Here is a 24,656-nt window from a genome sequence, read left to right as displayed (position 1 = left end):
ACTTTATAATATACGTCTTTTTCCGACGGATGATGGTGTCTTTAGAATTCCACCCGCAGGCGGACCAGGGCCACGTCCTTCTTGGGGAAGGTGCGCTCCCCGGAGCCGTCGGTGATGGTGACGTCCCCGGTGGCCTCGTCGTAGGCGGAGAGCTTGCCGGGGAACTCCTTGCGGCCCTCCAGGTTCCGGTAGAGCTTCACCAGCACGGGAGAGCCCAGAAAACGCTGGAAATCAGAGGGACGCTTCAGGGCGCGCTCGGCGCCGGCGGAGCCCACCTCCAGGGTGTAGCTGCCCTCGATGGGGTCGGCCTCATCCAGAAGGTCCGAGAGCTTCCGGGACACGGCCTCACAGTCCAGAATGTCCACGCCGCCCTCCTTGTCCAGCAGTACCCGCAGATACCAGGTGCCTGCCTCCCGGACGTACTCCACATCCCAGAGGGTGCAGCCCTGTTCGGCGATGGCGGGAGCCGCCAGCTCCGCAGTCAGTTCGGTGATTTTCTTCATGGACACGCCTCCTCACTGGCAATCCCTGCAAATTTTAAGCAGGGGAAAAAGGTCAAGAAAAAGAGCGGACCACCGGTCCACTCCGCATACCTTACACATCTAACATATGCACTATACCATAGCGGAGCATAAAGCGCAAGCCTTTTCTTGCCATTATTATGGGAAAATCCGCCGAAAAAATGCCGGAGACACGGCAAAACCGTGCCTCCGGCGTCAAAATTACCGATTTTGGATGGCCCGCAGGGCGCAGGAGAGGAGAAAAAAGGCCAGATTGGCCGCCACCACCGAGGCACCCACCGGCGTGGACCACACCCAGGAGACCGTGAGGCCTACGCAGAAGCACACCACAGAGGTGATGCCGGCGCAGGTCACCACCCCCCGGAAGCTTTTGAACAAACGCATGGCGGTGAGGGCCGGGAAGATCACCAGGGAGGAGATCAGCATAGCGCCCATCATCCGCATGCCCAGCACGATGGTCAGGGCAGTGAGTACCGACAAAAGGGTGTTGTAGCGGTCTACCTTCAGACCGGTGGCCCGGGAGAAGCTCTCGTCAAAGGTGACGGCGAAGAGCTTGTGATAGAAGAGCACGAACCAGGCCAGCACCGCCAGGGAGAGCAGCACGGAGAGCACCACATCCGCCTCCGTCATGGCCAGAACGCTGCCGAACATGTAGTTATCCACATCGGTGGTCATGCCGGTGGTAAAGGAGATGACCATGATGCCCACCGCCAGGGACGAGGCGCTCATCACCGCCACGGCGGCGTCGCTGTTCCAGCGGGGATGGCTGGCCATGCGCAGCAGGAAGAAGGCCGCCAGGATCACCACAGGGATGGAGAAGTACAAGGGCGTCACCCCTAGGGCCACGGCGATGGCCAGGGCGCCGAAAGAGACGTGGGAGAGGCCGTCGCCGATCATGGAGTACCGCTTGAGCACCAGGGGCACCCCCAGCAAGGCGGCGCACAGGGACACCAGAATGCCTGCCGCCAGGGCCCGCTGCATAAAGGGATAGGAAAACATCTCCAGAAGACTCATCCCTCCACCTCCTGAAAGCGCTTCCCCAGGGGGGAGGCGAGATAGTCCGCCGCGGAGCCGAGAAAATAGCTGCTGCGGCCGATGCAGAGCACCGTGCGGGTGCTCTGCAGGGCGGCCTTGAGATCGTGGGTCACCATGACCACGGCCATGCCCTCCTTGCGGTTGAGGTAGCTGAGGATCTTGTAGAGATCCTGGGCGGCGGCGGGATCCAGCCCGGTGATGGGCTCATCCAGAATCAGCAGCTTGGAGGCGGCGCACAGGGCCCGGGCCAGCAGCACCCGCTGCTGCTGGCCGCCGGAGAGATCCCGGTAGCACTGGTCCTTGAGCTCCAGAACCCCCAGCTTGCCCAGGTTCATGAGGGCCGCGGACTTCTGGGCGGCGGAGTAGAAAAACCGGGTCTTTTTCTGGTTCAGGCAGCCGGAGAGCACCACCTCATACACAGTGGCGGGGAAGTCCCGCTGAGCCCGGGTCTGCTGGGGCAGGTAGCCGATGGCGCCCCGCTGGAGTTCCGGCGAACGGTCGATGGTGCCGGAGAGAGGGGCAAGCAGGCCCAGAAGGCCCCGCAGCAATGTGGACTTGCCGGAGCCGTTGTCTCCTACGATGCAAAGGTAATCCCCCGCCCGGATGGTGAGGTCCAGGTGGGTGAGGACGCTTTGCCCCTCGTAGCCCAGAGATACGTCCCGGCAGACGATCAGTTCATTGGTTTCCATGGGTGTCCTCCTCCCGGGCACACTCCTCACAAAGCCCGGTGAAGAGAGTCCGCCGGGGATCGATGCGGAAGTGGTGCGCGGTTTCCAGATGTTCGTAAAGATCTTTGAGATGGTCGCAGTCCAGGTGGCGGATCCGGCCGCAGCGCTGGCACTTGAGCAAAAAGCAGTCCCGGCGCCCCTCCCCGTGGGAGCAGTAGAGGTAAAAGGCGCCGCTTTCGGTGTTCACCTTGTGGACGACTCCCGCCTCCTCCAGCCGCTCCAGCTGGCGGTATATGGTGGCGAGCCCCACGGAAAAACCCTCCCGGCGCAGCTCCTCCGCCAGCTCCTGGGCGGAGAGAGCCTCAGACTCACGGCTTTCCAGGCAGCGCAGGACTGCCTGTTGTTGTTTGGTGCTGTATGGCATGGCTGCCTCCTGATTTGAAAATGAAAATCATTATCGTATTATAGCCCCCCGTAAAAAAAAGTCAAGACGGTTGAAAAAATCCTGGAAATAGGGTATGGTACAGGCAGAGGAAAAGATTGCGCAAGAGAGCGTAATACGAAAATAAGGAGCGGAACGATGAAAGTTTCACTGGTCATCATGGCAGCAGGCCTGGGCTCCCGCTATGGGGGGAGCAAGCAGGTGGACGGCATTGGCCCCCACAACGAGATCTTGATGGAGTATTCCATTTACGATGCCCTGCGGGCGGGGTTCAACAAGATCGTCTTCATCATCAAACCGGAGATGCGGGAGATGATGGAGCACATCTGCGGCGGCTACCTGGCCAAAAAGACCGCCCGGGACGGAAGCCCGGTGGAGGTGGCTTACGCCTATCAGGATTTCTCCTCCGTGCCGGACTTTTACCAGATCCCGCCGGAGCGCACCAAGCCCTTCGGCACGGTCCACGCGCTGCTGTGCGCGGCGGACGTGGTTCACGAGCCCTGCTGCGTCATCAATGCCGACGATTACTACGGCATCGACGCCTACCGTACCATCTATGAGGAGCTGGTGCGCCTGCCTGCCCAGGGCAAAGCCACCATGGTGGGCTATCTGCTCAAAAATACCGCCAGCCTTCACGGCACCGTCTCCCGGGGCGTGTGTACCGTCCGGGACGGCAAGCTTCAGACGGTGCGGGAGGCCCTGAAGGTTCAGCTCTATCCCGACGGGACGCTGCGGGATCTGGCGGAGGACCGGCCTCTGGCGCCGGACACGGTGGTGTCCATGAATTTCTGGGGCTTTGCCCCCAGCATCTTCCCGGCGCTGAAGACATATTTTGAGGATTTCCTGCGCAACGAGGCCGGAGACAATATCAAGGCCGAGTGCCTGCTGCCCATGATGGTGGATCAGCAGATGCAGAAGGGGGCTTTGGAGGTTTCCGTCCTCCACTCCGCCGACCGTTGGTTCGGCATGACCTACCGACAGGATCGGGAGGTGGTGGCCCAGGAGCTGCGCCGTCTCCATGAGACCGGTGCCTATCCTGAGAGCCTCCGGGAATAACGGCTCATCCCACCCCTGCCGGAAGGCAGGGGTGCTGTTTTTTTGGAACCATGGAACCCAGGTACCGGCCTGCTGCGGCGGAGGCCGGATGGATGCCTTGGCGCCGCAAAAGGAGGAACATTCAATATGAAAAAGAGTATCGGCATCATCGGCGGTATGGGGCCTATGGCCACGGTGGATCTTTACCGGAAAATCGTGGCGTGTACCGACGCATCCTGCGACAATGACCACGTCCGGGTGTATATCGACTCCAATGCCGCCATTCCCGACCGCACGGCGGCCATTTTACGGGGCGGGCCCGATCCGGTGCCCCAGATGGCGGATTCCGTCCGGAAGCTGACGGCGTGCGGAGCGGACTGCCTCATCATGCCCTGCAACACTGCGCACTATTTTCTCCCCCGGCTCCAGCCCCTGACGCCGGTGCCCTTTTTGAGTATGCTGGAGGCGGCGGCCGACACCTGCCGGGAGCGCTTCCCCGGCAAAACCGCCGGCGTGCTGGCCACCCGGGGGACGCTGGAGAGCGGCATCTACAGCCATACCCTGGAAGAGCACGGCGTACCGTATCTTCTGCCGGAGGAGGCGGAGCGGGATGTGCTGATGCAGGTGATCTACGACGGCGTCAAGCAGGGGAGCTCCCTGGCTCCCATGGAGGATGCGTTCCGTGGCGTACTGGCGGCCATGACGGGCCGGGGTGCGGACTACTTCATCCTGGGCTGCACGGAATTGCCTCTGGCCTTTTCCATGCTGCGTATCACCGCTCCTGCCGTGGATCCCACAGAGGAGCTTGCCCGCCGGGCCGTGTCATTTTGCGGCTACGGACTGCGGCCCCGGGAGTAGTACGCCGGGGAGGGACAGAGACAAAGAAAATGTCCATTTAGTGAGAAATTTTTCCAAAATTCGGAAAATAATATCCGGAAAATTTGCGGAATGCTCAAAACCGGACCTGTTGGCGTTTACAAATTGTTCATAATGCATTATAATAACCTCACCATCCAATCCGGCCTGGGGTGTTTTCCGCAGGCCGGGGAGGAAAATTATCGGAGAGGTGAGGATAATGAAGAAAAAAGTCAGCCTGCCTGTACAGATTCTCATTGCCCTGCTGCTGGGCATTGTGGTGGGCGCTGTCCTGGGTGCTGCAGGGTTGTCCAGCATCACCGCAGATTACATCAAGCCCTTTGGCGATATCTTCGTGAACCTGCTGAAGTTCATCGTGGTGCCTGTGGTGCTGATCTCTATGATCGACGGCATCTTGTCCATGGATGATATGAAGAAAGTGGGCGCCGTGGGCTGGAAGACAGTTTTGTACTTCCTGGTCACCACCGCCATCGCCTGCGTCATCGGCCTGGTGCTGGCCAATGTGTTCAACGGCGCCGGACTGTTCCCGGATCTCAGCCAGGAGCTGGGCAGCGCCACTTATGAGGCCGCGGAGTTCGACGGCTTTATGGCTACCCTGGTGAGCATCTTCCCCTCCAACATGTGGGAGGCCTTCCGTACCGCCAACATGCTGCAGGTGATCGTCATTGCCCTGTTCTTCGGCGGCGCCATCATGGCGGCCGGCGAGAAGGGCAAGCTGTGCCGGGATATCGTCTCCTCTGCCAATGAGGTCATCAACCGCCTGATGGACTTCATCATTGCCCTGAGCCCCATCGGCGTTTTCGCCTATATGTCCTGGGTGGTGGCTACCCAGGGCGCCGAGATCCTGGGTTCCCTGGCTCTGGTTATCGGCTGCGCCTATATCGGCTACATCATCCACGCTGTGGTGGTCTATTCTTTCTCCGCCAAGGCCTTCGCCGGCATGAGCCCCATCCGGTTCTTCAAGGGGGCGGCGGCGGCCATGATGTTCGCCTTCACCACCACCTCCTCTGCAGCCACGCTGCCGGTTTCCAAGGAGTGCGCTGAGGAACTGGGTGCCGACAAGGATATCGCCGCTTTCGTCCTGCCTCTGGGCGCCACCGTCAACATGGACGGTACCGCCATCTACCAGTGCGTGGCCACCGTGTTCCTGGCGGCCTGCTCCGGTATGGACCTGACCATCGGCCAGATGGTGCTGGTGGTGGTCACCGCCACCCTGGCCTCCATCGGTACTGCAGGCGTCTCCGGCGCCGGCATGATCATGCTGGCCATGGTGCTGGAGGCCATCAACATCCCCGTGGATTACATCGGCCTCATCGTGGCTGTGGACCGTCTCTTCGACATGGGCCGCACCTGTCTGAATGTCACCGGCGACATTGCCTGCTCCGTCTGCGTCACCCGCTGGGAAGACGGCAAGGCTGCCGCTTTGAAGAAGTAATCACAAAGAGAGCCGCCCTGTGGAGCGGGGAGACGGAAGGCCGTCTCCCCGCTCTCTTTTACTGTCTCCAATTTGATACTGTTTTTTCAACAAATTGTTTCGACTTTTTTTCCTCCCGCGCGTCTAATATAGTAGAAAGAAGTCGAGGAGCCACGGTAAAGGAGCGGATCACATGAAAAGAAGACGGCAAAGAGAAAAAAGAAGCGGCGTCCGGGTGCTGGGGACGCTGATGCTGGCAGCGGCCCTTTGCGCTTTGCTGGTTCCGTGTGTTTCCGTGGTGGCGGCCACGTTGGAAAATCAAAGCCGCGGCGTCAGCACTGCGGCGGCGGAACCCACGGAGACTGTGGCCTCCACAGACGGCAGGATGCCGGAAAAGCGGCAGCTGGTCCGGGAGGCTCCCAGGCAGAAGACGCAGGACAAGGAGCAGACGGCGGAACAGCCGGAGGCACCGGCCGTGCAGGAGAAGACCGTAACGCCCCCGGAGGCGGCGGCCCCTGTGGAGGATACATACTTTTCCGACACCGTGTTTGTGGGGGATTCCCGTACGGAGGGGTTCCACCTTTACAGCGGATTGAAGGAGGGGCAATACCTCTATTCGGTGGGAGCCACGGTGTCCAGCATCTTTACCAAGGCCACGGAGCAGACGGCGGCGGGCAAGGTGCCCATTATGGACGCCCTCACCGGGATGGAGTGCAGCAAGGTTTATGTCATGCTGGGGGTCAACGAGCTGGGCTGGGTGTCCTCACAGACTTTCCGGGATCAGTATGAAAAGGTCATTGACCGGATCCAGACCGATCATCCGGACGCCACGGTGGTGATCCAGTCCATCCTGCCGGTATCTCAGGCCCAGGACGACAAGAAGACCTACGTCAACAACGCCCGGATCCGGGAGTATAACGCCCTGCTGGAGGATCTGGCGCAGGAGAAGGGCTGCGTGTACCTGGATGTTGCCTCTGCGGTGTCCGATGAGACGGGCTGCCTGCGGTCAGACTGGACCTTTGACGGTGTGCATCTCAATCCTGCCGGCTGCCAGGCCTGGCTGCAATATCTGAAGGAACATCCGGTGGACGGATAAAAACAGCATAAGGGACGGGGGGACCGGAATGCGGCCCCCCGTTTTTTGTGTAAGAGGCACAAAAAGTGCAGACTTGTACCGGCGGCCTTGACGCTTTGGCGGGAATTGTGTAAAATAAATTCAATTAAACTGGTTTGTTGTGTGTATTTACAGAGGATTTTTGAGAGAAATTTTCCCATCATCCAATCCAAAGGGGTCACAGGAGCAGAACACCAGCCACTTTTTTGATATAAGGAGGAAATCTGCCATGGAAACGATTACTGATCTCATTAAAAACACGCCCATTCCCAAGATGGTCAAGATCCGGGAGGTCTATGACAATTCCCACATCCCTGAAGAAGACATCGCCGCCACTGTCACCCGGGAGCTGGACCGCCCGGAGATCGGCGGCAAGATTCTGCCCGGCCAGAAGATCGCCATTACCTGCGGCAGCCGGGGCATCAACCACAACGCCATTATGGCCCGGGCCATCGTGGACTTTGTCAAGTCCAAGGGGGCCGAGCCCTATATCGTGGCGTCCATGGGCAGCCACGGCGGCGCCACCGCCGAGGGCCAGACCCAGATCCTCAAGGACTACGGCATTACCGAGGAGAACATGGGCTGCCCCATCAAGAGCTCCATGGAGACCGTGCAGATCGGCATTTCCGGCGTGCGTCACCAGCCGGTGTACATCGACAAATACGCCTCTGAGGCCGACGGCATCATCCTCTACAACCGCATCAAGCCCCACACCTCTTTCCGGGGCCCCTATGAGAGCGGCCTCATGAAGATGATGGCCATTGGCCTTGGCAAGCAGAAGGGCGCTGAGAGCATCCATCACCAGAGCCCTGCCATCATGCACGAACTGGTGGAGGAGTACGGCCGTACCATCCTGGAAAACTGCCCCATTCTGGGCGGCATCGCCGTCATTGAGAACGCCTATGACGAGACCTACCTCATCAAAGGCCTGAGCGCCGCGGAGATCATCACCGAGGAGCCCAAGCTCAAGGAGATCTCCTACAAGACCATCGCCCACCTGCTCTTTGACAAGTGCGACGTGCTGGTGGTGGACAAGATCGGCAAGAACATCTCCGGCGACGGCATGGACCCCAACGTCTCCGGCCGCTTCGTCCAGCCCAAGTACTGCTCCGGCGGCATTGACGCCGAGAAGGTGGTCATTCTGGATATCACCGACGAGACCCACGGCAACGCCCAGGGCATCGGCCTGGCGGAGGTCACCACCCGCCGCCTGGTGAACCGCATGAAGCTGGAGATGACCTATCCCACCGGTGTCACCAATACCTTCCTGCACCTGATGAAGATCCCCATGATCATGGACAATGACCGCGAGGCATTGCAGCTGGCCCTGATGTGCTGCCCCGAGGCGGAGGATCCCGACAACATGAAGATGATCCGGATCCCCAACACCGCCCACATCGAGTACATCGAGATCTCCGAGGGCATGCTGCCCCTGGCCAAGGCCAACCCCAACATCGAGATCCTCTCCGAGCCCTACGACCTGCCCTTTGACGAAAACGGCAATCTCTTCTGAGAACCTCAGCTGCCGGCGGAGCAATTTTCCCCGCCGGCAGCTGGTGTTTGATATGTACCCCCAAAAATGTGTGTGAGAAAGGAAAAAAAGTATGGTAAGTCCTGGTATGTTGATTGCAGCCCTTGTGGTTGCCATCGCAATTATCCTCATTTGCATCATTGTACTCAAGCTCAACGCCGCCATCGGCATGGTCATCGCCTGCCTGGTGATGGGCGTGGCCGGCGGCCTGGATCTGCTGACCACCGCGTCCACCATTTCCTCGGGCTTCGGCAGCATGATGACCAGCATCGGCCTTCCGGTGGGCTTCGGCACCATCCTGGGCCAGCTGATGAGCGACAGCGGCGCTGCCTCTGTCATCGCTGACAAGCTGGTCTCCTCCTTCCCGGAGAAGAAGGCCATCTGGGGACTGAGCCTTGCAGGCTTCATCCTCTCCATCCCCGTGTTCTTTGACGTTACTTTCATCATCCTGATCCCCATCGGCATCACCATCGCCGCCAAGATCAACATGAAGATGTGCTACGTCACCGGCTGCCTGACCATCGGCGCCACCACCGCCCACTGCGTGGTGCCTCCCACTCCCAACCCCCTGGCTGCCGCCGATATCTTCGGCTTCGATCTGGGCATTATGCTGATCGTGGGCCTGGTGGTGGGCTTCATCACCGTGCTGGTGTCCGACTTCCTGTTCATCAAGATCCATGACCGCGGCATCTGGAACGAGGAAAAGGACGTCAACCACAGCTCCAACGTCACCAGCGAGCTGCTCTCTGCCCGTGACGCCCAGGACAACGGCAAGCCCAAGCCCTCCATGTTCATGGCTCTGCTGCCCATCATCATCCCCGTTGTCTGCATCCTCTTCGGCACCCTGGGCGGCGCCCTGTTTGAGGAAGCTCCCGTCATCTGCGACTTCCTGGGCGACAAGCTCATCGCCATGCTGCTGGGCACCCTGGGCGCCTACCTGGTGAGCCTGCCTTACATCGGCCGTGACCACCTGGAGGAGTCCGCCGGCGAGGCCCTCAAGAGCGCCGGCGTGGTGCTGCTGATCACCGGCGCAGGCGGTTCTTTCGCCTCCGTCATTACCGCCACCGGCATCGGTGATGCCATCGTGGGCCTGCTGGGCACCGACACCACCTCCGTGGTTCCCGCCATGTTCCTGGCCTACGGCATCGGCCTGATTTTCCGTGTGGCCCAGGGCTCCGGCACCGTGGCCGGCATGACCTCCATGGGCATCATGGCCACCATTGCCCCCGCCATCGGCTGCCATCCCGTGTGGATCGCCCTGGCCTGCCTCTCCGGCGGCAACTCCATCGGCCACGTCAACGACTCCGGCTTCTGGGTGGCCACCAACATGTCCGGCCTCACCGTTACCGGCGGCCTGAAGACCTACACGCTGGGCTCCTTCATCTCCTCCGTGTGCATCTTCATCCTGGCCCTGATCGGTGCCCTGGTCATCCCCCTGTAACTCCGGACTTTACGCAGATTTTGCAGCGAAAAGGAGATAGAAACAATGCGCAATGCAATGATCATTGATCCCAAGGACAATGTGGCTGTGGCCATTGAACCCATTGCCAAGGGTACGGCTGCCGTGTGGGTTGCCGGCGGCAAGGAGGCGTCTGTAACGGCGCTGGAGGATATCACCATCTACCACAAGCTGGCCACCCGGGATATCGCCAAGGGCGAGCCGGTGGTCAAGTACGGCGAGCACATCGGTGTGGCTGCCTGTGACATCAAGGCCGGTGAGCATGTCCACGTCCACAACGTGGAGGGCCACCGGGAGAATCTGGAAGCAAAAGAGTAAGAGGGAGGAAGAAACATGACTTTTTTCGGCTATAAGCGTCCCGACGGACGGGTCGGCGTGCGCAACAAGGTTTTGATCCTGCCTGCCAGCGTCTGCGCTTCCGACACCACCCGCATCATTGCCCAGCAGGTGGTGGGCAGCGTCACCTTCAACAACCAGCAGGGCTGCTCCCAGGTGGCTTCCGACCAGCAGCTGACCATGGACGTCATGGCCGGCTACGCCGCCAACCCCAACATCTACGGCACTGTGGTGGTGTCCCTGGGCTGTGAGAACTGCCAGATGGATCTGGTGGTGAAGGCCATCCAGGAGCGTACCAACAAGCCCATCAAGCAGGTCATCATCCAGGAGGCCGGCGGCACGTTGAAGGCAGTGGACCTGGCTGTGCGCTATGCCAAGGAGATGGTGGCGGAGGCCTCTTTGCTCCAGAAGGAGGAGTTCCCCATCTCCGAGCTGATCGTGGGCACCGAGTGCGGCGGCTCCGATCCCACCAGCGGCCTGGCTGCCAACCCCGTCATCGGCCAGATGAGTGATCTCGTTGTGGCTGCCGGCGGCACCTCCATCCTCTCCGAGACCACGGAGTTCATCGGCGCAGAGCATATCCTGGCCCGCCGGGCTGCCACGCCCGAGGTTCACGACCGTATCTTTGAGATCGTGCACCGCTACGAGAAGGCCCTGCAGCTGGTAGGTGAGGAAGTTCGGGAGGGCAACCCCTCTCCCGGCAACAAGGCCGGCGGCATCACCACCCTGGAGGAGAAGTCCCTGGGCTGCATCCACAAGGGCGGTCACAGCCCTGTCAATGCCGTGTATGACTACGCCAAGCAGGTAGAGCCCAAGCAGGGTCTGGTCATCATGGACACCCCGGGCAACGACCCCTCCTCCGTGGCGGCCATGGTGGCCGGCGGCGCCCAGGTGGTGGTGTTCTCCAGCGGACGGGGTACGCCCACCGGCAACCCCATCGCCCCTGTCATCAAGATCACCGGCAACAAGCTGACCTTCGCCAAGATGGAGGACAACATCGATCTGGATGCCTCTCCCCTGATCTACGGCGAGAAGACGCTGGAAGAGCTGGGCGACGATCTTTTGAAGATGGTGGTGGAGACTGCCAGCGGCAAGCAGACCAAGGCGGAGTCCCTGGGCTTCACCGAGATGGCCATTGCCCGCGTGTGCAACTACGTGTAAGACATGCCTCAGCAGGGCCGCGTTCTTTAGGAGCGCGGCCCTGTTTTTTCTTCCGGCGGGAGAGGGGAAGGATGTCTGCCCGTCAAAATTTTCCCTTGACAAATCGTCCCCGGTCCTGTATTTTAGATTTCAGCAACAGAATAACCGAGATACGATGACAGGGAGAAAATCCCCCCGGGACGCTTCAGAGAGTTGCCGGTTGCTGCGAGGCAATGCACAGCGGAGGGATGTCACTGGCCCTTGAGTATTTTTGCTGAGCCCTCTTTCGGGGGTTAGGTGAAAACGGGTTTCCTCACCGTTACCAAAGAGGCGGGATTCGCACAGCCTTACTGTGCTGATGCCGAAAGCGGGCAGATAATCTGTCAATGAGAGTGGTACCGCGGAAGTTCAGGCTTTCGTCTCTTTTACAAAAGAGACGAAGGCTTTTTTGTTGCCCCAATAACCAGACCGGTCACCGGTTTTGATGAAACGCAGGAGGATACAGTTATGAAGCGCATAAAGATTTTTGACACGACTCTCCGGGACGGCGAGCAGTCTCCTGGCTGCAGCATGAACCTCTCTGAAAAGATCGAAATGGCCAAACAGCTGGAAGCCCTGGGCGTGGACGTCATTGAGGCGGGCTTTGCCATCGCCTCTCCCATGGACTTTAAGAGCGTGCAGGCCATCGCCGCTGTTGCCAAGGAGTGCACCGTGGCAAGCCTGGCCCGCTGCACCAAGGGGGACATCGACGCCGCCTGGAACGCTGTGAAGGATGCCCGGCACCCCCGGATCCACGTGTTCATCGCCACCAGCGACATCCACATGGAGTATAAGCTGAAGATGACCCGGGAGCAGGTCCTCCAGAGCATCACGGAGATGGTGTCCTACGCCAAGTCCTTCTGCCAGGACATCGAGTTCTCCGCCGAGGATGCCTCCCGTTCCGAGCCGGCTTTCCTGGCCCAGTGCTATTCCAACGCCGTGGCCGCCGGCGCCACCACCCTCAACGTCCCAGACACCGTGGGCTATTCCACGCCCCAGGAGATGGGCGAACTGATCCGCTACCTGAAAGAGCACGTGGTGGGCGTGGAGAATACCGACATCTCCGTCCACTGCCACGACGATCTGGGCATGGCCGTGGCCAACACCCTGGCCTGCATCCAGGCGGGCGCCACCCAGGTGGAGTGCACTGTCAACGGCATCGGCGAGCGGGCGGGCAACGCCAGTCTGGAAGAGGTGGTCATGGCCATCCACACCCGTAAGGACTTCTATCAGGCGGAGACGGGCATCAATACCCGCCAGATCTACCGCTCCAGCAAACTCCTGAGCAACATCACCGGCGTGCCCATCCCGCCCAGCAAGGCCATCGTGGGTGCCAATGCCTTTGCCCATGAGTCCGGCATCCACCAGCACGGTGTCATCGCCAACGCCCAGACCTACGAGATCATGAACTCCGCCGATGTGGGCATTCCCCGCAACACCATGGTCCTGGGCAAGCACTCCGGCAAGCACGCATTGCGGGAGAAGCTCATCTCCATGGGCTATGAGCTCACGGATGAGGAGCTGGATCAGGTCTTCACCCGTTTCAAAGACCTGGCAGACAAGAAGAAGAACATCACCGCGGCGGATATCGAGGCCCTGGTGCTCCACCGCCGCAACGCCGCCAACACCGCATGCCAGTTGGTCAGCCATGTGGTCAACGCCGGCGACGGCGTGCCCAACACCTCCTGCGTACGGCTGCGCCGGGACGGGGAGGAGCTGGAAGAGGTGGCTATTGGCTCCGGCCCGCTGGACGCCTCCTTCAAAGCCATTAACCGGATGCTGGGTATGGACATCCGGCTGGAGAGCTTCAGCCTCAACGCCGTCACCGACGGCGAGGACGCCATCGGCGAGGCCGTGGTGAAGCTGGAGTCTCCCAGCGGCGATACCTTCACCGGCACCGGCCTCTCCACCGATATCATTGAGTCCTCCATCCGTGCCTATGTCAACGGCATCAACAAGATGATGGAAGCCACCGCGTAAACAAAGGAGCAAGAAGAACATGGGAATGACAATGACACAAAAGATCCTGGCCCGTCACGCGGGCCTGGATTCCGTCCGCCCCGGCCAGCTGATCAAGGCCAAACTGGATCTGGTGCTGGGCAACGACATCACCACCCCGGTAGCCATCAACGAGTTTGAGGCGGCAGGCTTCGACAAGGTTTTTGACAAGAGCCGCATTGCCCTGGTGATGGACCATTTCACCCCCAACAAGGACATCAAGGCCGCCACCCAGTGCAAGCAGTGCCGCACCTTCGCCCGGAAATTCGACATCGACCACTGGTACGATGTGGGCACCATGGGCATCGAGCACGCGCTGCTGCCGGAACAGGGCCTGGTAGCCCCCGGCGAGGCGGTCATCGGTGCCGACTCCCACACCTGCACCTACGGAGCCCTGGGCGCCTTCTCCACCGGCGTGGGTTCCACGGATATGGGCGCCGCCATGGCGGCAGGGGAGACCTGGTTCAAGGTGCCTGCCGCCATCCGGGTGGTGCTCACCGGGAAGCTGCGTCCCTACGTCTCCGGCAAGGACGTGATCCTCACCCTCATCGGCAGGATCGGCGTGGACGGCGCGCTGTACCAGTCCCTGGAGTTTACGGGCCCCGGCGTGGCGGAGCTGACCATCTACGACCGGCTCACCATCTGCAACATGGCCATCGAGGCCGGTGCCAAGAACGGTATCTTCCCGGTGGACGACGTGACCTGGGCCTACGTAGAGGGCCGGGTGGACCGTCCCTGGACCGCCTTTGAGGCGGACCCCGACGCGGAATATTCCCGCACCGTGGAGATCGACCTCTCGGAGGTGGACTGCACCGTGGCCTATCCCCACCTGCCGGAAAATGCCCACAGCGCCCGGGAGGGGCACGACATCGCCATCGACCAGATCGTCATCGGCTCCTGCACCAACGGCCAGCTGCCTGACATGGCTGCCGCAGCGGAGGTCCTCCGGGGCCGCCACCTGGCGCCGGGGGTCCGGGGCATCGTGATCCCCGCCACCCAGACGGTGTACCGGGAGTGCATGAAGCGGGGCTACGCCGATATCTTCCTGGATGCCGGGTGCATCGTCTCCACGCCCACCTGCGGTCCCTGCCTGGGCGGCCACATGGGCTGCCTTGCCGCCGGGGAGCGCTGTGTCTCCACCACCAACCGCAACTTTGTGGGCCGCATGGGCCATGTGGACAGTGAAGTCTACCTGGCATCTCCGGCCGTGGCCGCCGCCTCCGGCGTGGCGGGCCATATCTGCCATCCCGAGGAGGTCTGCACAAAATGAACGCACATGGAATCGTCCACCGCTACGGCGACCACGTGGACACGGACGTCATCATCCCCGCCCGGTACCTGGCGACCCAAAATCCCAAGGAACTGGCGGCCCACTGCATGGAGGATATCGACAAGGACTTTGCAAAAAAATGCCGCCCCGGTGATCTGATCGTGGCGGGCTGGAACTTCGGCTGCGGCTCCTCCCGGGAGCATGCCCCCATCGCCATCAAGGCCAGCGGCGTCTCCTGCGTCATCGCCAAGACCTTCGCCCGGATCTTCTACCGCAACGCCATCAACATCGGTCTGGCCATTTTGGAGTGCCCCGCCGCCAGCGATGGCATCGCAGAGGGCGACGAGGTGTCCGTGGACTTTGACACCGGCGTCATCACCAACCACACCAAGGGAGAGACCTATCAGGCAGAGCCCTTCCCGCCCTTCATCAAGGACATGATCGCCCAGGGGGGATTGATGGCATCTTTGAAAGCACGGGAGGCGGTAAAATGAACAAGACCATTGCCGTGATCCGGGGCGACGGCATCGGCCCGGAGATCGTGGGTGAAGCCATCGGCGTCCTGGACGCCGTGGCCAAGAAATTCGGCCACACCTTTACCTACCGGGAAGCCCCCATGGGCGGCTGTGCCATCGACGCCTTCGGCGTGCCCCTGCCGGAAAGTAGCCTGGAGACCTGCCTGGCCTCCGACAGCGTGCTGCTGGGCGCGGTGGGCGGTCCCAAGTGGGATGCCCAGCCCTCCGCAAACCGCCCGGAGCGGGGCCTTCTGAAGCTCCGGGGCGCTATGGGGCTCTATACCAACGTCCGGCCCGCCCGGATGTTCCAGGACCTCGCTGCTGCCTGCCCCTTGCGTCCGGACATCGCCGCCCGGGGCATCGACTTCGTGGTGGTGCGGGAGCTCATCGGCGGCGTATACTTTGGAGAGCACGCCACCGCTCAGGTGGACGGGGAGGACAAGGCCACCGACATCATGTCCTATACGGAGCATGAGATCCGCCGGGTGGCCCATGTGGCTTTCCAGATGGCCCGCAAGCGCCGCCACCGGGTGACCTCCGTGGACAAGGCCAACGTGCTGGATACCTCCCGGCTGTGGCGCCGGGTGGTGACGGAGGTGGCGGCGGAGTATCCCGACGTGGAACTTCTCCACATGTATGTGGATAACGCCGCCATGCAGATCGTCCGGGACCCCAGCCAGTTCGACGTGCTGGTGACGGAGAACCTCTTCGGCGACATCCTCTCCGACGAGGCAAGTCAGATCACCGGTTCCATCGGTATGATCCCCTCCTCCAGCATGGGAGAGGGAACCCGGGGACTTTACGAGCCCATCCACGGCTCCGCCCCGGATATTGCCGGGCAGGACAAGGCCAACCCCATCGGCACCATCCTCTCCGCCGCCATGATGCTGCGCTACAGCTTCGATATGGCTGCTGAGGCCGACGCCGTGGAGGCGGCCGTGGACGCCGTGCTGAAGGAGGGCTGGCGCTGCGGCGACATCCTCCTGGGCGGCGGCAAGCTGGTAGGCTGCCGGGAGATGGGGCGGCTGATCCGGGAGAAGATTGCCGGCTGATACAAAGAAAAAATCCCGCCTGTTGCAGAAACAGGCGGGATTTTTATGTGATGTAAGGTTACAGCTCCGCGGGACGGCGGCTGTTGGTCAGAGCCTCCAGCACCTGGTAGCGCTCCATCTCCAGGGTTTTGGTCATCTGCAGGGCCTCTTCCATATCCAGATCCACAATGCGGCCGTCCTGGGTGGCGATGACCCGGTTGCCCTTGCCCTCGCTGAGGACCTTCACAGCCTCATAGCCCATTCGGCTGGCAGTCTCCCGGTCCCGGGCGGAGGGGGAGCCGCCCCGCTGGATGTGGCCCAGCACCGTCACACGGGGATCGATGCCCACGGCATCGTGAATGCGCTTGCCGATCTCCACGGCGCTGCCGGCGCCTTCCGCCACCACTACCATGTAGTGGGTGGAGCCGGAGAGGCGGGCCCGGCGGATCTTTTCCACGATGTCCTCTTCAAAATCCACCGGCCGCTCGGGGATCAGCACGGCGGTGGCGCCCACGGCAATGCCCACGTACAGCGCCAGATATCCGGCATGGCGGCCCATGACCTCCACCACGGAGCAGCGCTCGTGGGACTGCATGGTGTCCCGCAGCTTGTCGATGCACTCGATGGCGGTGTTGCAGGCGGTGTCAAAACCGATGGTGTAGTGGGAGCAGCCGATGTCGTTGTCGATGGTGGCGGGGATGCCCACCACTTGCAGATGTTCTCCAGCCTCCGCCGCTTGGCGGCTCAGGGCCAGGGCGCCCCGGAAGGTACCGTCGCCGCCGATGGCCACGATGCCGTCCAGACCCAGCAGCTTGCAGGTGGCCAGGGCCTTGGCCCGGCCGGCAGGCTCCATGAACTCCATGCTGCGGGCGGTATAGAGCATGGTGCCGCCCTTGTCGATGATGTGGCTGACGCTGGAGGCGTCCATGGGGAAAAAGTCGCTGTTGATGAGGCCGTTCCAGCCCCGGCGGATGCCCACGCAGTCGATACCGCGGCCCACGGCCGTCCGTACCACAGCCCGCACTGCGGCGTTCATGCCGGGGGCGTCGCCGCCGCTGGTGAGGACGCCGATCCGTTTCACCTGTTTATCCATATAGAAAGTCCTCCCTGAATCCATGGGTAGTCCGGCCGAGGGGGAAGTGGCCGTATTGAAAGAATGATACCGCCCGCAAACAAAACTGTCAAGATTTATGGGAAAGTTTGACGAAAAAACGATTGCGCTTTCCGCACAACCGGCACTTGTGTAATGCCCAGACGGGCCATGAGATCCGCGCCCGACCGGGTGATCTCCTCCCCCATTACCGCAATGGGGATGGCAGGAGGACAGGACACGGCGGCCCCGGCGCACACCCGCCCCGCGGCCGCCTCTGCCGCCACGTGCTCCCGGGGGGAGAGCATGGCCTGACGGGGCGTGAGAACCTGCCGCCCGGCGTGGGGCAGGGCCAGAGGGAGACGGGGGGTACCAAGGACAACGGAAGAGAGAGCCTCCTCCACCCGGACAAGGTCTGCCTCGGGTGTGTCGACAGCGGGCATCAGCACCAGGGCGTCCGGGTCTGCGTACTCCGGCTCCACGCCGTGGCGACGCAGGATTTCCGCCAGCTCCCGGCCGTCCAGGCCCCCGGCGGCCGCGTCCACCACGATCTTCATGGGCTCCGTTCCCCGCAGGGGGATGCCCTGCTCTCGCAGGTGGGTTTTGAGGGCCTCCACCTTGCGGCACATCTCTGCCAGACGGGCGGGGAAGTCTCCGGCCAGGCGGGCGTTGCAATAATCCAGGGACTGCAAGATCAGGTAGGAGGGGCTGGAGGAGCCGAAGAGAGCCAGGCACTCGCGGGCGTCCGCCTCGTAGGGAGCGAGGGCGTCTTTGCCGATGTGCAGATATGCCCCGCCGGTGAGCACCGGCAGCGTCTTGTGGGCGGAGTCGCAGCACAAGGCTGCCCCCAGATCCAGAGGGTGTGCCGGATGGGGGAGAAATTTCAGATAGGCCCCGTGGGCGTTGTCCACCAGCAGGGGGACCCCATGGGCCCGGCACACCGCCGAGAGGGCGGCGATGTCCAGCATCCCCCCCAGATAGTCCGGGGAGGTAAGGTACACCGCCATGGGGCGGCGCTCTGCGGTGGAGAGGGCGGTTTCCAGCCCCTCCGCCGTGATGGGGCAGGCGCACAGGCTGCTCTCTGCATCCGGATACAGCCACTGGGGCGTCACGTCCAGCAGGGCGCAGGCGTGGAGAAAGGCCTTGTGGGCGTTGCGCCCCGCCAGGATCACCGGCTCCGTCCCCGCCGGGCGGTGGAGCAGGGCCAGGTGCACCATGGCCTTCACACACTGGGAGCTGCCCCCGGCAGAGTACAGGGTGCGGCGAGAGCCGAAGAGAGCGGAGGCATTGGCCTCACTCTCTTCGATGATGCCCTCGGGGGCTGCCAGATCATCGGCCCCGGAAATCTCCGTAATGTCCAGGGCTTCACAGCCCAGGGGGCCCGTGCCCTTGTGGCCGGGCATGTGGAGCCGGGCGGTGCCGCTCTGGGCGTACCGCCGGACAAAGTCACAGATGGGAGTGGTCATTGCTCCTGATCCTGGCTCAGGGCAGCCTGGAGCATGATGGCGCACTCGATGCGCTTTTTAAAGAGCTCACAGCCGTACTCATACACGCCCAGGATGGAGCCGGTGGCATGGTAGCTGTTGGCGGCGCAGCCGCCGGAGCAGTAGAGCTTGGCCCAGCAGTCCTTACACTCGGGCCGGGCGTAAGCGTTGCAGGAGCGGAACTGATCCTGGACGGCGGTGTTCTTCACGCCCTCCCAGATGTTGCCCAGGGAGTACTTGGGATCGCCCACAAACTGGTGGCAGGGGAAGAGCTCGCCCCAGGGGGTGACAGCCATGTACTCCGTGCCGCTGCCGCAGCCGGAAATGCGCTTGTAGATACAGGGACCGTGCTTGAGGTCCAGAATGTAGTGGTAGAAGGTGATGGGCTTGCCCTCCCGGTGGCGGCGGAGCATGTCCCGGGCCAGGATCTCGTACTGCTCAAAGAGCACCGGCAGATCTTCTTTGGTCAGGGCGCAGGGGTCGTCGGGGGAGCACACCACCGGCTCCATGCTCAGCTCCGTGAAGCCCAGGTCTGCCATGTGGAAGATGTCGTTGGTGAAGTCGGTGTTGTAGTGGGTGTAGGTGCCCCGCATGTAGTAGCTCTTGTCCCCCCGCTTTTCCACAAACCGCTGGAACTTGGGGACAATGGTGTCGTAGCTGCCCTTGCCGGCGTAGTCCTTGCGGAAGCGGTCGTGGACCTCCTTGCGCCCGTCCAGGGAGAGGACCACGTTGTGCATCTCCCGGTTGCAGAAGTCGATGACCTCGTCGTCCAGCAGCACGCCGTTGGTGGTGAGGGTAAAGCGGAAGTTCTTGTGGTGGATAGGCTCCAGGGACCGGGCATAGGCCACCAGATCCTTCACTACCTGCCAGTTCATCAGGGGCTCACCGCCGAAGAAATCCACCTCCAGATTCCGCCGGTCACCGGAGTGGGCCACCAGGAAGTCCAGGGCCTGCTTGCCTACCTCAAAGGACATGAGGGCCCGCTCCCCCTGGTATTTGCCCTGGCTTGCAAAGCAGTAACTGCAGCTTAGGTTGCAGGTGTGGGCCACGTGGAGGCACAGGGCCTTGATGACGTTGGAGTGGTTTTTGTAGTCGGCTGCCATGGGCTCGTAGGTGTCGGGAGTGAAGAGCTTGTGGGCGGCCTTCAGGGATTCCACCGCGTCGATGCACTCCCGCACATCAGTCTCGGTAACGTCCGGCCGATCCGGATAGGCCTTGAGGATGGCGGCAGTGATCTCATCCGGGGTGTGGTCTTGGAACATGGCGATGATGTCATAGGCCACGTCGTCCACCAGGTGGACGGAGCCGCTGCAGGTATCCAGGACGATGTTGTAGCCGTCCAGCTTGTATTGATGGTGCATAGATAACCTCCGGGCGCCCGCAGGCGCGTCTTATAAAATATGTATCGCTCCCCATCGGGAGAGGGAATGTTCAGCAAAAAAGTGCCGCCTCGTTGATAAGGCGGCACTTTTGTCATGCGGAGTGATTAGTGGTTCTGGTTCTCGCAGGGCTGGTTGGCAACGCCGCAGCTGGTCTTGCAGGCAGACTGGCAGGAAGTCTGGCACTCGCCGCAGCCGCCGTTCTCCACGCTCTTGCACAGGTCACGGGTCTCGATGGTCTTGATTCTATCCATAATACAGATCTCCAATCTCGTCGTTTGCGGATGGCGCAAACCAGTGTATTTACCATTCCATAGTAAAGCACGGCGGCCCGCTTGTCAAGAGGGAAAGCACTGCGCCGCCGGGGTTTTGACGCATTCTCACGCTTCCGGCAGGATCATGGCAAGGCCCTGATCCAATGCCTCCTCCGACAGCTGCCCCATGCCCCGGGCTACCAGGTTGCCATCGGCGTCGATGAAGTAGGTGGTGGGAAAGGCGGAGATCCCATAGGTGTAAACGGCGTTTTGCTCCGTGTCAAAGTATACCGGGAAGGTGTACCCCTCCTCCTGGATGTAGGTCTCGCCCGCCTCCTGGGTCTCGCCGTTCATGCTGCCCACGCCGTCGATCATAATGAAGGCGACGTCTTCCCCCAGTTCCTCGTAGGCGGCCTGAAAGTGGGGCATTTCCGCCCGGCAGGGGGGACAGGTACTGGCCCAGAAGTTCAGCACGGCGGGCTTTCCCAGAAGGGAAGAGAGGGTTATCTCATTGCCGTCGGCGTCGTAGACGGTAAAGTCCGGGGCAGCTACCGGGGCTGCATCCTCCTCACCGCCGGATTCCTGGGCCACCTGTTCACCGCTCCCGGACCCCAGCGTCCGGTAGGCGATGGTGGCAGCCCCCAGAATTACCACCAGGGCCAGGATCAAAAGCAGGGATCGTTTCTTGGCATTCATGGAGTTCCTCCTTTAGATGGCCAGGACCGACAACAGCCGGCCCATGAGCCCGGTCATCATGGCGATGCCCACCACGATCAGCAGCCCGCCGGAGAAGAACTGAATGGGGCGGTAGTGCCGCTTGATCCAGTCAAAGGCGGACTTCAGCTGATCCAGCAGCAGGGCGCTGAGCAAAAAGGGCACGCCCAGTCCCAGTGAGTAGGCCAGCAGCAGTGTGACGCCTTTGAGGGCGGAGCCCTGCTGGGAAGCCAGCATTAGCGCCGAGCCCAGAAAGGCTCCCACGCAGGGTGTCCAGCCCACAGAGAACACCAGGCCGAAGAGCATGGAGGAGAGGAAATCCCCCCGGGCCACGGAGGCGCCGGAGCCCAGCCCCCGGAATAGTTTCAGCTGGAAAAGACCCAGGAAATGCAATCCGAAGAGCACCACGATGAGGCCGCTGACGATGTTGACGGCGGTTTGATGGTGCTGGAGCAGGGAACCCACGCTGCCGGCAAAGGCCCCCAGGGCCACAAAGGTAACGGTGAAGCCCAGTACGAAGCCCAGGGCATTTTTGAAAGCGGAGAGCTTGCTGCCCCCGGCGGCGCCCCCCATCAGATAGGAGAGGTAGATGGGCAGCATGGGCAAAAGGCACGGAGAGATGAAGGTGATGAGCCCTTCCAGAAAGGTGATGAGGTATTCCATGGAGGGGTTACGGCTCCTTTCCTTTTTCTGCAGGATATCAGGGCCGGCGGCCGCTGTCTGTGACAAGGTCACGTCCCTCAGATAGGCAGCAGCACGCAGGCGATCTTGAAGTACACCACTAGAGAGATGGCGTCCACAATGGTGGTGATAAGGGGAGCGGCCATAATGGCCGGATCCGCGTGAACCATTTTGGCGGCCATGGGCAACACGCCGCCGATGGTCTTAGCCAGCAATACCGTCACCAGCAGCGCCAGGGCCACCGTGAAGGCCACGGCCTCGTTGCCGGGGTAGGTGATGATGAGGCGCACAAAGTTCACGGCGCTGAGCACCACGCCCACCACCAGGCTCACCCGCAGCTCCTTCCAGAACACCCGGAAGAGGTCCTTCAATTCGATCTCGCCTACGGCCATGCCCCGGATCACCAGGGTGCTGGATTGGCTGCCGGCGTTTCCGCCGGTGTCCGTCAGCATGGGGATGAAGGTCACCAGCAGGGGCATGGCGGCAAAGGCGGCTTCATACTGGCCCAGGATGCCGCCGGTGATCATGCCGGAGATCATCAGTACCAGCAGCCACACGATCCGGTGCCGGGCCAGGGTGAAAACGCCGGTTTTCAGATAGGGTTTTTCCGAGGGGGCCATGGCGGCCATCTTTTCAAAGTCCTCGGTGGCTTCCTCTTCCAGCACGTCCATGCTGTCATCCACGGTGACGATGCCCACCAGGCGGCCCTCCTTGTCCACCACGGGCAACGAGAGAAAGTCGTACTTCATCAGCCGGGCCACCGCCTCTTCCCGATCCTCTCCGGTCTCAGCGGTGATGAGATCCGTCTCCATCAGGTCGGAGACCTTGTCGGAATCCTTGGCCAGCAGCAGCTCCCGGATGGTGATGACGCCCTCCAGCTTCCGGGAGGCGTCCGTCACATAGCAGGTGTAGATGCTCTCGGCGTCGGCGCCGGTCTCCCGGATATGACGGATGGCCTCCGCTACCGACATAGTCTGCTTGAGGTCGGTAAACTCAGCAGTCATGATGCTGCCCACGGAGTTTTCCGGGTAGTTCAAAAATTGGTTGATGAGTTTGCGGGTCTCCGGACGGGCGATCTGGAGCACCCGCTTGACCACGTTGGCCGGGAGCTCCTCCAGCATGTCCACTGCGTCGTCTACATACAGCTCTTCCACAATGGCGGAGAGCTCCTGGTCGGTGATGGACTCCAGCACGCCTTGCTGCTGCTCGGGGGAGAGATTGGAGAACACCTCCGCTGCCAGCTCCTTGGACAGGGTACGGAAGGCCAGTACTGCCTGCTCCTGGGTCAGCGTCTCCAGAAACAGTGCGATGTCCACGGGGTTTTCCTCTGTCAGTGCTGCCCGCAGAGCGTGGAAATCCCGGCGCTGGAGCAGCTGCTCCAGCAGTTCAAAATTCTGCTTCATGTTGCATTCCTCCTCTGTTCAAACGGTTGAGAATCCAGCGAGGAAGTCACAAAACAGACAAAACCGCCCAGAGCTGCCGGTTTCCCGGCAGCCCCGTGCGGCGATATTCATGCATGGAACGTCTGACGGCGTCCCGGTTTATGAGGAAAACCAGGGAAGCAGCGCCTGAGAGATCCATAACGGAATATCACTGCCCGTTTTCGTACTTCGTCCGCATACGTCCACTTGGTTTTCCTCCTTTTCTGTAAAAGATACGGCGGGTTTCCCCAACCGCCCCGAGAATATCATATTTTTTTATCCTTGGCAACCCTCAATTTTGTGAATTGGATTCCGCTGGAAATTGCCGCCCGGTGTGGTCGATGGTGTAGTCGGTGTTGTAGGTTCCCTGCCAGATGAGCTCCGAGATGGGGACCACCGTGTAGCCCTGGCCGATGAGGTATTCCAGGATGCCCGGCAGGGCCTCCGGGGTGTGGAGGGCGGCGTTGTGGAAGAGGATGATGGACCCGGGCTGTACTTTGGAGGTGACCCGCTGGGTGATTTCGGAGGCGGAGATCTCCTTCCAGTCCAGAGAGTCCACGTCCCACTGGATGGGCTCCATGCCGAAGTCCCGGATGGCCCGGATCACATGGTCGTCATACTCCCCGTAAGGGCACCGGATCAGGGTGGGGGCCACGCCGGTCACAGCTTTGATCTTGTCGCTGGAGGCCTGGAGGTCGGCAGTGATCTCCTCTGTGGAGAGGGAGTTGTAGTGGGCGTGAGTGTCGGAGTGACTCATGACCTCGTGCCCGGCGTCATGGAGAGCCTTGACAGACTCCGGGTATTTGGTGACCCAGTCTCCCACCACAAAGAAGGTGGCCTTGATGTTGTACTTGCCCAGAATGTCGATAAGCTGCTGGGTGTCCTCATTGCCCCAGGCGGCGTCAAAGCTGACGGAGCAGACCTTCTGATCCCGCTCCACGCTGTAGATGGGCAGCTGGCGGTCAGTGGCATAGGCCCCGGCGGTGGCGGGCCACAGGATCACATAGGCGGCCATGCACACTGCCAGGATGCCTGCGGCCATAGCGGCGGCGGGCCGCTTTCGCAGGATGATGTTCATAAGGGATCCCTCCTTGTCTTGATAGTGCATCGTATGAAGTTTTGACGGAGGAAATCCCAAATCCGCCGAGAAAATGACAGGCATGCGTTGGGGCAAAAGAGAGGGGGATGGTATACGATTAGGATATTATG

24 protein-coding genes and 1 other annotated feature are annotated in these 24,656 nt (G+C 61.5%); of the genes, 12 read left to right on the top strand and 12 right to left on the bottom strand.

Translation table 11 applies throughout. The features are described from left to right. Window positions 1-41: 41 nt before the first annotated feature. The 4 genes from rimP to ACT67G_RS04095 form a co-directional block, all read right to left on the bottom strand. Complete coding sequence (gene rimP, locus ACT67G_RS04110) at window positions 42-503, bottom strand: ribosome maturation factor RimP (RefSeq protein ID WP_325246483.1); 462 nt, start codon at window positions 501-503, stop codon at window positions 42-44. Between the two features lie 219 nt (window positions 504-722). Then, window positions 723-1,535, bottom strand: coding sequence for a metal ABC transporter permease (locus tag ACT67G_RS04105; RefSeq protein WP_443663088.1), 813 nt, complete (start codon window positions 1,533-1,535; stop codon window positions 723-725). Continuing rightward, a complete protein-coding gene (locus tag ACT67G_RS04100; RefSeq protein WP_443663087.1) occupies window positions 1,532-2,245 on the bottom strand; it encodes a metal ABC transporter ATP-binding protein in 714 nt (237 codons plus the stop codon). The genes ACT67G_RS04105 and ACT67G_RS04100 overlap by 4 nt, the downstream gene beginning before the upstream one ends. Further along, on the bottom strand, window positions 2,232-2,648 hold the full coding sequence (locus tag ACT67G_RS04095) for a Fur family transcriptional regulator (RefSeq protein WP_325246489.1): 417 nt from the start codon (window positions 2,646-2,648) through the stop codon (window positions 2,232-2,234). The genes ACT67G_RS04100 and ACT67G_RS04095 overlap by 14 nt, the downstream gene beginning before the upstream one ends. A 156-nt stretch (window positions 2,649-2,804) precedes the next feature. Between ACT67G_RS04095 and ACT67G_RS04090 the strand changes: the two genes are divergently transcribed. From ACT67G_RS04090 to leuB, 12 genes are all read left to right on the top strand, one after another. Beyond that, entirely contained in the window at window positions 2,805-3,722 is a 918-nt protein-coding gene (locus ACT67G_RS04090) for a sugar phosphate nucleotidyltransferase (RefSeq protein ID WP_325246491.1), read from the top strand. A 126-nt stretch (window positions 3,723-3,848) separates the two neighbouring features. After that, the gene (locus tag ACT67G_RS04085; protein WP_325246493.1) at window positions 3,849-4,559 is read left to right on the top strand and encodes an aspartate/glutamate racemase family protein; all 711 of its coding nucleotides are present in this window, start codon (window positions 3,849-3,851) and stop codon (window positions 4,557-4,559) included. 217 nt (window positions 4,560-4,776) lie between these two features. Next, window positions 4,777-6,012 carry a dicarboxylate/amino acid:cation symporter gene (locus ACT67G_RS04080; protein WP_443663086.1) on the top strand — a complete coding sequence of 412 codons (1,236 nt, stop codon included), beginning with the start codon at window positions 4,777-4,779 and terminating at the stop codon, window positions 6,010-6,012. A gap of 172 nt (window positions 6,013-6,184) precedes the next feature. Next, window positions 6,185-7,087 carry a GDSL-type esterase/lipase family protein gene (locus ACT67G_RS04075; RefSeq protein WP_443663085.1) on the top strand — a complete coding sequence of 301 codons (903 nt, stop codon included), beginning with the start codon at window positions 6,185-6,187 and terminating at the stop codon, window positions 7,085-7,087. Between the two features lie 247 nt (window positions 7,088-7,334). Continuing rightward, entirely contained in the window at window positions 7,335-8,618 is a 1,284-nt protein-coding gene (locus tag ACT67G_RS04070) for a DUF362 domain-containing protein (protein WP_325246499.1), read from the top strand. Window positions 8,619-8,709: 91 nt separating this feature from the next. Then, window positions 8,710-10,077: a GntP family permease gene (locus ACT67G_RS04065; protein ID WP_443663084.1), complete on the top strand. Its 1,368-nt coding sequence runs from the start codon at window positions 8,710-8,712 to the stop codon at window positions 10,075-10,077. Between the two features lie 45 nt (window positions 10,078-10,122). After that, window positions 10,123-10,413 (top strand): UxaA family hydrolase, encoded by a 291-nt coding sequence (locus tag ACT67G_RS04060; protein WP_325246503.1) that lies wholly within the window; start codon window positions 10,123-10,125, stop codon window positions 10,411-10,413. 15 nt (window positions 10,414-10,428) lie between these two features. Then, window positions 10,429-11,592, top strand: a complete 1,164-nt coding sequence (locus ACT67G_RS04055; protein ID WP_325246505.1) for a UxaA family hydrolase — start codon at window positions 10,429-10,431, stop codon at window positions 11,590-11,592. Between the two features lie 145 nt (window positions 11,593-11,737). Then, window positions 11,738-11,998 (top strand) — a binding site (T-box leader). A 32-nt stretch (window positions 11,999-12,030) separates the two neighbouring features. Next, the gene (locus tag ACT67G_RS04050) at window positions 12,031-13,590 is read left to right on the top strand and encodes a 2-isopropylmalate synthase (protein WP_325244642.1); all 1,560 of its coding nucleotides are present in this window, start codon (window positions 12,031-12,033) and stop codon (window positions 13,588-13,590) included. Window positions 13,591-13,609: 19 nt separating this feature from the next. Further along, window positions 13,610-14,878, top strand: a complete 1,269-nt coding sequence (leuC, locus tag ACT67G_RS04045; RefSeq protein ID WP_443663083.1) for a 3-isopropylmalate dehydratase large subunit — start codon at window positions 13,610-13,612, stop codon at window positions 14,876-14,878. Further along, the gene (leuD, locus tag ACT67G_RS04040; protein ID WP_443663082.1) at window positions 14,875-15,372 is read left to right on the top strand and encodes a 3-isopropylmalate dehydratase small subunit; all 498 of its coding nucleotides are present in this window, start codon (window positions 14,875-14,877) and stop codon (window positions 15,370-15,372) included. The genes leuC and leuD overlap by 4 nt, the downstream gene beginning before the upstream one ends. After that, window positions 15,369-16,445: a 3-isopropylmalate dehydrogenase gene (gene leuB / locus ACT67G_RS04035; RefSeq protein ID WP_443663081.1), complete on the top strand. Its 1,077-nt coding sequence runs from the start codon at window positions 15,369-15,371 to the stop codon at window positions 16,443-16,445. Before leuD ends, leuB begins: the two co-directional genes overlap by 4 nt. A 58-nt stretch (window positions 16,446-16,503) precedes the next feature. On the opposite strand, the gene pfkA is transcribed toward leuB, so the two are convergent. The 8 genes from pfkA to ACT67G_RS03995 form a co-directional block, all read right to left on the bottom strand. Continuing rightward, window positions 16,504-17,517 (bottom strand): 6-phosphofructokinase, encoded by a 1,014-nt coding sequence (gene pfkA, locus ACT67G_RS04030; protein WP_443663080.1) that lies wholly within the window; start codon window positions 17,515-17,517, stop codon window positions 16,504-16,506. A gap of 95 nt (window positions 17,518-17,612) precedes the next feature. Continuing rightward, complete coding sequence (locus ACT67G_RS04025; protein ID WP_443663079.1) at window positions 17,613-18,980, bottom strand: amino acid decarboxylase; 1,368 nt, start codon at window positions 18,978-18,980, stop codon at window positions 17,613-17,615. Continuing rightward, window positions 18,977-20,359 carry a thioether cross-link-forming SCIFF peptide maturase gene (gene scfB, locus ACT67G_RS04020; RefSeq protein WP_326214875.1) on the bottom strand — a complete coding sequence of 461 codons (1,383 nt, stop codon included), beginning with the start codon at window positions 20,357-20,359 and terminating at the stop codon, window positions 18,977-18,979. Before scfB ends, ACT67G_RS04025 begins: the two co-directional genes overlap by 4 nt. Window positions 20,360-20,484: 125 nt before the next feature. Continuing rightward, a complete protein-coding gene (scfA, locus tag ACT67G_RS04015) occupies window positions 20,485-20,631 on the bottom strand; it encodes a six-cysteine ranthipeptide SCIFF (RefSeq protein WP_325245416.1) in 147 nt (48 codons plus the stop codon). A gap of 126 nt (window positions 20,632-20,757) precedes the next feature. Beyond that, window positions 20,758-21,327 (bottom strand): TlpA family protein disulfide reductase, encoded by a 570-nt coding sequence (locus tag ACT67G_RS04010; protein ID WP_443663078.1) that lies wholly within the window; start codon window positions 21,325-21,327, stop codon window positions 20,758-20,760. Window positions 21,328-21,339: 12 nt separating this feature from the next. Then, window positions 21,340-22,008: a cytochrome c biogenesis CcdA family protein gene (locus ACT67G_RS04005; protein WP_443663077.1), complete on the bottom strand. Its 669-nt coding sequence runs from the start codon at window positions 22,006-22,008 to the stop codon at window positions 21,340-21,342. Between the two features lie 77 nt (window positions 22,009-22,085). Next, window positions 22,086-23,429, bottom strand: a complete 1,344-nt coding sequence (gene mgtE / locus ACT67G_RS04000) for a magnesium transporter (protein WP_443663076.1) — start codon at window positions 23,427-23,429, stop codon at window positions 22,086-22,088. A gap of 310 nt (window positions 23,430-23,739) precedes the next feature. Then, window positions 23,740-24,525: a polysaccharide deacetylase family protein gene (locus ACT67G_RS03995; RefSeq protein ID WP_443663075.1), complete on the bottom strand. Its 786-nt coding sequence runs from the start codon at window positions 24,523-24,525 to the stop codon at window positions 23,740-23,742. Between the last annotated feature and the right edge of the window lie 131 nt (window positions 24,526-24,656).

This window comes from Dysosmobacter sp., assembly GCF_052306735.1.
Taxonomy (GTDB): Bacteria; Bacillota; Clostridia; order Oscillospirales; family Oscillospiraceae; genus Oscillibacter.
The sequence above is the reverse complement of the archived record's forward strand: the minus strand, read 5'-3'. Positions and strand labels throughout refer to the sequence as shown.

What these genes read in the sequence shown, in the direction of transcription:
- rimP (WP_325246483.1), bottom strand. Translation starts at nt 503, where the DNA reads ATGAAGAAAATCACCGAACTGACTGCGGAGCTGGCGGCTCCCGCCATC.
- ACT67G_RS04105 (WP_443663088.1), bottom strand. Translation starts at nt 1,535, where the DNA reads ATGAGTCTTCTGGAGATGTTTTCCTATCCCTTTATGCAGCGGGCCCTG.
- ACT67G_RS04100 (WP_443663087.1), bottom strand. Translation starts at nt 2,245, where the DNA reads ATGGAAACCAATGAACTGATCGTCTGCCGGGACGTATCTCTGGGCTAC.
- ACT67G_RS04095 (WP_325246489.1), bottom strand. Translation starts at nt 2,648, where the DNA reads ATGCCATACAGCACCAAACAACAACAGGCAGTCCTGCGCTGCCTGGAA.
- ACT67G_RS04090 (WP_325246491.1), top strand. Translation starts at nt 2,805, where the DNA reads ATGAAAGTTTCACTGGTCATCATGGCAGCAGGCCTGGGCTCCCGCTAT.
- ACT67G_RS04085 (WP_325246493.1), top strand. Translation starts at nt 3,849, where the DNA reads ATGAAAAAGAGTATCGGCATCATCGGCGGTATGGGGCCTATGGCCACG.
- ACT67G_RS04080 (WP_443663086.1), top strand. Translation starts at nt 4,777, where the DNA reads ATGAAGAAAAAAGTCAGCCTGCCTGTACAGATTCTCATTGCCCTGCTG.
- ACT67G_RS04075 (WP_443663085.1), top strand. Translation starts at nt 6,185, where the DNA reads ATGAAAAGAAGACGGCAAAGAGAAAAAAGAAGCGGCGTCCGGGTGCTG.
- ACT67G_RS04070 (WP_325246499.1), top strand. Translation starts at nt 7,335, where the DNA reads ATGGAAACGATTACTGATCTCATTAAAAACACGCCCATTCCCAAGATG.
- ACT67G_RS04065 (WP_443663084.1), top strand. Translation starts at nt 8,710, where the DNA reads ATGGTAAGTCCTGGTATGTTGATTGCAGCCCTTGTGGTTGCCATCGCA.
- ACT67G_RS04060 (WP_325246503.1), top strand. Translation starts at nt 10,123, where the DNA reads ATGCGCAATGCAATGATCATTGATCCCAAGGACAATGTGGCTGTGGCC.
- ACT67G_RS04055 (WP_325246505.1), top strand. Translation starts at nt 10,429, where the DNA reads ATGACTTTTTTCGGCTATAAGCGTCCCGACGGACGGGTCGGCGTGCGC.
- leuC (WP_443663083.1), top strand. Translation starts at nt 13,610, where the DNA reads ATGGGAATGACAATGACACAAAAGATCCTGGCCCGTCACGCGGGCCTG.
- leuD (WP_443663082.1), top strand. Translation starts at nt 14,875, where the DNA reads ATGAACGCACATGGAATCGTCCACCGCTACGGCGACCACGTGGACACG.
- leuB (WP_443663081.1), top strand. Translation starts at nt 15,369, where the DNA reads ATGAACAAGACCATTGCCGTGATCCGGGGCGACGGCATCGGCCCGGAG.
- pfkA (WP_443663080.1), bottom strand. Translation starts at nt 17,517, where the DNA reads ATGGATAAACAGGTGAAACGGATCGGCGTCCTCACCAGCGGCGGCGAC.
- ACT67G_RS04025 (WP_443663079.1), bottom strand. Translation starts at nt 18,980, where the DNA reads ATGACCACTCCCATCTGTGACTTTGTCCGGCGGTACGCCCAGAGCGGC.
- scfB (WP_326214875.1), bottom strand. Translation starts at nt 20,359, where the DNA reads ATGCACCATCAATACAAGCTGGACGGCTACAACATCGTCCTGGATACC.
- scfA (WP_325245416.1), bottom strand. Translation starts at nt 20,631, where the DNA reads ATGGATAGAATCAAGACCATCGAGACCCGTGACCTGTGCAAGAGCGTG.
- ACT67G_RS04010 (WP_443663078.1), bottom strand. Translation starts at nt 21,327, where the DNA reads ATGAATGCCAAGAAACGATCCCTGCTTTTGATCCTGGCCCTGGTGGTA.
- ACT67G_RS04005 (WP_443663077.1), bottom strand. Translation starts at nt 22,008, where the DNA reads ATGGAATACCTCATCACCTTTCTGGAAGGGCTCATCACCTTCATCTCT.
- mgtE (WP_443663076.1), bottom strand. Translation starts at nt 23,429, where the DNA reads ATGAAGCAGAATTTTGAACTGCTGGAGCAGCTGCTCCAGCGCCGGGAT.
- ACT67G_RS03995 (WP_443663075.1), bottom strand. Translation starts at nt 24,525, where the DNA reads ATGAACATCATCCTGCGAAAGCGGCCCGCCGCCGCTATGGCCGCAGGC.